The 6,170-nt window shown below is 48.7% G+C and carries 8 protein-coding genes; 3 read left to right on the top strand and 5 right to left on the bottom strand.

Annotation, left to right across the window (positions count from 1 at the left end; all coding sequences use genetic code 11):
• Positions 1 to 150: ATP-binding protein (locus tag QZP87_RS13655; protein WP_291323474.1), on the top strand; the 150-nt coding region annotated here is incomplete at its 5' end.
• A 526-nt stretch (positions 151 to 676) separates the two neighbouring features.
• Here QZP87_RS13655 and QZP87_RS13650 read toward each other — a convergent pair.
• From QZP87_RS13650 to QZP87_RS13630, 5 genes are all read right to left on the bottom strand, one after another.
• On the bottom strand, positions 677 to 2,119 hold the full coding sequence (locus QZP87_RS13650) for an ImmA/IrrE family metallo-endopeptidase (RefSeq protein ID WP_291323473.1): 1,443 nt from the start codon (positions 2,117 to 2,119) through the stop codon (positions 677 to 679).
• 206 nt (positions 2,120 to 2,325) lie between these two features.
• On the bottom strand, positions 2,326 to 2,646 hold the full coding sequence (locus QZP87_RS13645) for a hypothetical protein (RefSeq protein ID WP_291323472.1): 321 nt from the start codon (positions 2,644 to 2,646) through the stop codon (positions 2,326 to 2,328).
• Positions 2,647 to 2,851: 205 nt separating this feature from the next.
• A complete protein-coding gene (locus QZP87_RS13640) occupies positions 2,852 to 3,268 on the bottom strand; it encodes a PIN domain-containing protein (RefSeq protein WP_291323471.1) in 417 nt (138 codons plus the stop codon).
• Positions 3,261 to 3,506 (bottom strand): AbrB/MazE/SpoVT family DNA-binding domain-containing protein, encoded by a 246-nt coding sequence (locus tag QZP87_RS13635; RefSeq protein ID WP_291323470.1) that lies wholly within the window; start codon positions 3,504 to 3,506, stop codon positions 3,261 to 3,263. Before QZP87_RS13635 ends, QZP87_RS13640 begins: the two co-directional genes overlap by 8 nt.
• Before the next feature lie 567 nt (positions 3,507 to 4,073).
• Positions 4,074 to 4,205 (bottom strand): hypothetical protein, encoded by a 132-nt coding sequence (locus tag QZP87_RS13630; protein WP_279614610.1) that lies wholly within the window; start codon positions 4,203 to 4,205, stop codon positions 4,074 to 4,076.
• A 33-nt stretch (positions 4,206 to 4,238) separates the two neighbouring features.
• Between QZP87_RS13630 and QZP87_RS13625 the strand changes: the two genes are divergently transcribed.
• Both QZP87_RS13625 and QZP87_RS13620 read left to right on the top strand, forming a co-directional pair.
• Positions 4,239 to 4,370 (top strand): hypothetical protein, encoded by a 132-nt coding sequence (locus QZP87_RS13625; RefSeq protein ID WP_291323469.1) that lies wholly within the window; start codon positions 4,239 to 4,241, stop codon positions 4,368 to 4,370.
• Between the two features lie 258 nt (positions 4,371 to 4,628).
• On the top strand, positions 4,629 to 6,170 hold a 1,542-nt coding region (locus tag QZP87_RS13620; RefSeq protein ID WP_291323468.1), incomplete at its 3' end, for a PAS domain S-box protein.

Genomic DNA, 6,170 nt, shown 5'->3' with positions numbered 1-6,170 from the left:
GGCACTGAAGGTGAGAAAGGGACCGGCCTGGGACTTGTTTTGTGCAAGGAGTTTGTGGAAAAGCATGGAGGACGGATCTGGGTGGAAAGCGAGCCGGGCCAGGGTACAACTGTATCTTTTACAGTGCCAGGCAACGGTGAAGTTGATTAGGCGGTAAGTTCTCAATAGTTTCGGGCAATGGGTCAAAACGGTTAAAGTTTATGAGCAAAGTTGGTCAGAGGTCGGATATCGGAGCCCGGATGTCGGATATCGGAAATCGGACATCGGGCAACATTCCCACCATCGCGTTAACCGCTCATACCCGGCCTGGTGACCGGGAGAAGTTCCTGGAGGCACACTTAGGCACGGGAAGCCTTCAGGCGTACACCCGACTAATTCTATATTGCTATCAAAATGATTTTAATCAGCGTAGATCAGCGAGATCAGCGGCTAAAATCTTTCTTCTTCATACAACTGGTGACAACAAAGGCAAAGAATCTTGGCCGCCCCAGTGAAATAAAAAGAGATTTCACGGGATAAACTGATTGCGCAGATCTCCGCAGATAAGAAGAGCATTGCCAAGGGGTTTGTAGTGATAAACATTAAGATCATCTTGATTGCAAATTGGAATTACTTCTTCACGGCCCTCTACGCCTTGGAGGTTAACTATTTTTTTCATTCTAATCAGCAGCGGGATTCAAAGATTAGAAGCGGTATGATTTTCCGTACTTCTGGACAGGATCAACTGTTCTTCTTCACTCAACTCAGAAAAAAGGCGGGAATTCTTTATCTGCAGGGCTGCCAGTTCAATGCTGACAGCAAAATCTTTGCTCATTTTTTCAAGCGCCTCCTGCAGGCCCGCATAGCGCCTGATATATTGCACCCCTGTCTCTTCCGGAAGCAGGAATTCAGCCGCAAATGCCCTGGCCCTTTGTTCTACATACAGGGCAGTATGGCCGCCCAAGACTTCGGCAAATGGAAGCGCTCCTGTGCGGTCAACAAGAAGATGACATATTTCATGGGCCAGGGTGCTTCTGCGTCCATGTTCATGGGCAGGCCTTGCACCCTGGCCGACATTAAGAAGCACCGCCGGACCGTGACCAAGTCCCCAGGCTGCCACCGCATCCAGGGGGCAATGATCCAGGTATATTGCCCTGACCGCCACGCCCCAGCGGGAAAGGATCTGTTCCGGATCTGCCGATTTTTCAGGATCGAGCTTCAGAATCCGCCGCAGCGCCCGGGCTGCAGTGTATCCCTGTTCGTAAGGGCGCATGCCTGCATGGAGTTCTGTTGCGACCATGTCGGCAACCTGGTCCAGCTGCTGTACTTTTTGAAAAGGAACTTCTCTTATCTGTTCCAAAATCAACTTCTGCTGCTCCAGGCTCACAACTCCTGCGCTCAGTCTCGCCGCGGCCAGCAATTCATTGTCAAAGGTCAAGTTTTCAGGGTCAGCCTCCCAGAATTCCTGTGGAGATTGTCCCTGCTCTAAGCTGAACCGTAAATCCCGGGACATGCTCGTCCGAAGCTCCCAGAAATGATCCCTGGCCCTTTGCTCCCGAGTCCGCCAGCGCTGTACTGCCCGCTCGGACCGGGGGCTTTGGGAGTATTTAATAAAACCTGCCAGGCACTCGCCAAGGCTGGTTAAAACATCGACAGTTTCTTGAAACCCTGTTAATACCCGCACGTTGTCAGAACAGATCCATACCCTTTTCCCCTGACGTAAAACAAAAAGCGACGGCAGAAAAATCCCTTTCATGCCCATTGCCAGGTCATGTCTTGATTCAAACCTGAACAGACGCTCGTCTTCCTCGAGGTAACTTTCCTCGCCCATGCCTTCCCATCTTTTTTCAGCCTCATAGCGCATGGTACCGGGGTGGAAGGGGTTAATGGGTACGGGATACCTTTCTTCCATAATCAGCCAGGGCCATTTATCGCCAAGAAATTCCAGGAGTTCAATCCACGCCCAGACAACAGGCAACTCCTCTGCGTTTTCGGATTCACTGCACCATACAGGCTCATTATTTAAAGATACAAGCATCTCACCCCAGGCCATGCTGCGCGGGTGATCTTCATCGGAAAAAAGTTTCAAAGATATTTGAAAATCCTGGTTTCCTATTGTTTGCCGTATTTCTTTATCCATCTTTTAAACTCCCGAAGCTCGTTGGCTACCTTTGCACGGGCTTCCAGCTGCTTAACAGGCTGCTGAAAATCTTCCAATTGCTGCGTCACTACAAAAAGTTCAAACTCTTACGTATGTCTAAATACGCTGCGACCTTGAACTTTTTTTGCTCCTTGCACTTGAAATTTTTGAACAGCCTGTCTGATAAGGACTTTTTTAACAGGCTGCTAAATTATTCTAACCGGAATCCTCCGGCTGATGCCTTTGTCTCCCCGCCAGGGGAAACCGTGAAAGGATTTTCCATATTCAGTTCTTCTTGCCTCATATACAACCCCTTGGTACACGTTGTAAATCCTTTCCGGAACGTCAAGGTCGTCATCTGCAAACATCGGCAATCCATTGTTTAGCAGTGTTTCTGCAAATTCCCGGGTTATGGAGCAGGGGCATTTGCCCACCGGTCCTTTGCTTGAAGGCTCGAATCCAGCTTCGTCCCTGTTCCATGCGTGCTTTTTCTTCCCTTCTCCAGGGTCATACTGCCATGAGTGCATTTGCCGTCCAGGTAAAAAATATCCAGTCCTTTGTCAAAATCCTGCGGTTTAGTATTTTACCGCCCGCTGCCCCATGAAATGTTTACGTAGTCAGGCACAAAAGGCGGTTACACATTTAAACTGCGGCAAATCTGATCACAGGCCTGGGCATTTTTTTTACAAAAGCCAGGAACTTGCCCTGCTGGAAGCCGGTTTGTCCCGAGCTTTACTTTATTTTTAAAAGTTCCAGACCATTTTTCTCCAAGTCACTGTCAAAGGAATACACGCAGTTGACTCCTCTACTTTCTGCCCACCCCAGGAGGTAACAATCAACAACATCCAGGTTCTGTGACTGAAGCCTGCTTAAACACGCAATAAAGACGTTCTTGTCCGTCATGCGAATACCCGAGAACTCGACAATTCGCCGTAATTTGTCCGCTACCTCGGCTCGGGGCGCCTTATAAAAGCTTGTCAGTACAAAATAGGCCTGGAACAGTACAAGATCCGGGAGAAAAACCGACACGCTTCCAGCCTCCATTTTTTCAAAAAAGCCAGACACGCCTTCAAATTTCGCCTCTACGTCTTGGGATGACTCAGTTAGATAACGGACGATTACATTGGTATCCAATGGGATATCACTCATTGATCATCCCCTGCTTTAAGGCCTCATGCATCTCGCTTCGGCTTGGGAATTGTTTACCTTTGGCATAAGCAGCCAGAGAGCCTGCCAGGACCCGGGACTCATTTTTATCAGGTTTACGAAGTTGGATTAAGCGACGTTCATGATCGAAGTTCACTTCAATACTGTCACCAGGTTTGATATCAAGCGCTTTACGTATTTCTACAGGAATGACCACCTGTCCTTTGTTAAACACTTTCATCCGCATAATCCGCGCCTCCTTTACAGCATATAGTTATACTTTAAAGTATAACACATATGTGTGATTGTCAAACAGGCAACGAAGAAGAGAAGAGTTTTCCCCGCCCCGGTGAACCCCCTGCGGGAACTCCAAGCTCATTTTCATTGACACGTTCCGCAGGCTTAAACTTCTCTCCGAACATGCACTTAGTCTTGATCCTGCCACTTTTTTATCCTGCCCCAAACAAATCAGTTCTCATTTCAGATTGATTTTAGCGACAGATTGATTTGCCCAGAAAGATATACGCTCAGAAAAAACGCTTGGCCTTTCCCTTCATGATAATTATTTGCCTTTGCGGAGCTGATCATGACCCGACCTTCCAAGAAAAAACGGAACTTTACTCTTCAAAGCCGTGTGTGCGGAGCACCCGCCTGCCCGCTAAAATTGCGAAGGACAGCAAAGCGCATTTTAGTCGGGTGTACGCCTGCAGGCTTCCTGTGCCTAAGAAGATTTTTGGCACCCCAAAGGATTCCTGCCTGACACATGGGGATTAGCTATCCTTAAGGCCGGCGTGGATGACTACATGGTCTACACACTGTAATCAGTCTGCCTGAATGATATTGCAAATGCCAGTATTTCTATCGCAAACTGCTTTTCAATGCGCTCAAATTCATGTATCAGGGTGGCAACGTATCTGTCCATGGCTATATAAGGTGCCATGGCCAGGTTTCGGTTTGTGACAACGGAGCAGGCATGGACCAGGACACAGCGGCCAGGGTGTTTTCCATAGATCAGAGCAGATCTCCTCAGGTACTGATGGTGGAAAATGAACCTGTCTGCGCCTTGATCTGTGTAAAGAGTGTTTGGAGAAGTACTTGGGACTGATCTGGACAGGCCTTCAGCATGGTAAGGGCACTACTGTATATTTTAAAGTGCCAGGCAGTGGTGAAACTGATTATTATTAACGAGTTACGTAAATAATCTGACAAACGCGAAGTTGTGTGAACCTGCTCGGTCAGTGCTTAGCGGAGGACAGTCCCCAGGCCTGGTGCCAGGAACTAAAACTGAGTACCCCCTGAATGCTTACTCTGTAGCGTTGCAGCAGAGCCTTGCAAGCCATACCAAGGAAAAATGGAGTATATCATGTCTGAAGACGGTACTTGCAAAAAGTTTTCCGTTCCCTCTCCGATAAAGTGTCAGGAGCTGCTTATAAAAGCCCCTATGGGCGTTTTCACGTCTACTCCCGAGGGCAGGTTCCTTACAGCCAACCCAGCCATGGCAAAGATGTTCGGTTATGACACCCCCCAGGAAATGATTGATTCCATAACTGATATTGCCCCTGAATTTTATGCCGAATCATCAGACAGGAATAAACTATTGCAGCTGCTTGAAGTTCACCAGCAGGTGGAAAACTTTGAGTGCCGGCTTATAAGACGTGACGGTTCATGGCTCTGGTCATCCATAGACGTTTTAGCCATGCGCGATGAAGCCGGCAGAATCACCCATTATCAGGGTTTCATAACAGATATTACTGAGCATAAGCAGGCCCAGGATCAGATAGAGAAAAAAAGCGAGGAGCTGGAGCTTTACTTCAATGCCAGTCTTGACCTTCTCTGCATAGCCAATGTCGATGGTCGATTTCTCCGTCTCAATCCGGAATGGGAAAAAGTGCTTGGCTATACCACCCAGGAACTGGAAGGACGCATGTTTTTGGATTTTGTGCATCCGGATGACGTGGAGTCTACCCTGGCAGCAGTTTCCAGGCTGGAGAACCAGGAGCAGGTTTTAAACTACGTGAACCGCTTTCGTTGCAAGGATGGGTCTTACCGTTGGATTGAATGGCGCTCCAGACCCCTGGGACGGCAGATATATGCTGCAGCCAGAGACATTACTGAACATAAACAGTTACTGGCAAAGCTGCAGGAGAGCGAACAAAACCTGGCCATAACATTACAGGCCATCGGTGACGGAGTTATTTCCACTGATATTGATGGCCGTGTGGTCCAGATGAACCCTGTGGCTGAAAAGCTCTGCGGCTGGGATGAAGCCGAAGCCCGGAGCCGTCTGCTGAGCGATGTCCTCAGGATAGTCAATGCTGACACCCGTGCCGTGGTTGACAACCCCCTTCAAAAGGTTTTTGCCACTGGACATACTCTAGAGCTTGCCAGTCACATCATGCTGTTGTCCAGAACCGGAGAGGAATACCATATTGCAGATTCTGCGGCCCCCATCAGAGACAGTCATGGCAACATCACCGGTGCGGTACTCGTGTTCCGCGACGTAACCCGGGAACATGCTCAGGCCGAAAGGCTGCGCATCAGCGAAGAACGTCTGGATCGGGCCATGGCTGTCAAAAACGAGGGTATCTGGGACTGGAACCTGGTAACCAATGAAGCCTACTTTGATGACCGTTATTACACCATGGTCGGTTATTCTCCCAATGAATTCCCCCAGAACTTTTCAGGCTGGGCAGAGCGAGTACACCCTGAAGATTTGCAGAAAGCCACCTTGCCCATAGAGGATTGTCTCGCCGGAAAGAGTGAGACGTTTGCTAACGAGTTTCGATTTAAACATAAAGACGGTTCATGGATCTGGATACAGGGGCAAGGCAAAATAGTGGAAAGAAACCCCGATGACTCCCCTTTGCGCATGATCGGTACTCATACCGATATCACCGAACGTAAG

Origin of the sequence: Desulfonatronospira sp., assembly GCA_003563255.1 — a bacterium.
GTDB lineage: Bacteria > Desulfobacterota > Desulfovibrionia > Desulfovibrionales > Desulfonatronovibrionaceae > Desulfonatronospira.
The sequence above is the reverse complement of the archived record's forward strand: the minus strand, read 5'-3'. Positions and strand labels throughout refer to the sequence as shown.

Coding starts and splice junctions, on each gene's coding strand:
- QZP87_RS13635 (WP_291323470.1), bottom strand. CDS start 3,506: ATGAAAGTGTTTAACAAAGGACAGGTGGTCATTCCTGTAGAAATACGT.
- QZP87_RS13645 (WP_291323472.1), bottom strand. CDS start 2,646: ATGCACTCATGGCAGTATGACCCTGGAGAAGGGAAGAAAAAGCACGCA.
- QZP87_RS13630 (WP_279614610.1), bottom strand. CDS start 4,205: ATGGCACCTTATATAGCCATGGACAGATACGTTGCCACCCTGATACAT.
- QZP87_RS13625 (WP_291323469.1), top strand. CDS start 4,239: ATGGACCAGGACACAGCGGCCAGGGTGTTTTCCATAGATCAGAGCAGA.
- QZP87_RS13650 (WP_291323473.1), bottom strand. CDS start 2,119: ATGGATAAAGAAATACGGCAAACAATAGGAAACCAGGATTTTCAAATA.
- QZP87_RS13640 (WP_291323471.1), bottom strand. CDS start 3,268: ATGAGTGATATCCCATTGGATACCAATGTAATCGTCCGTTATCTAACT.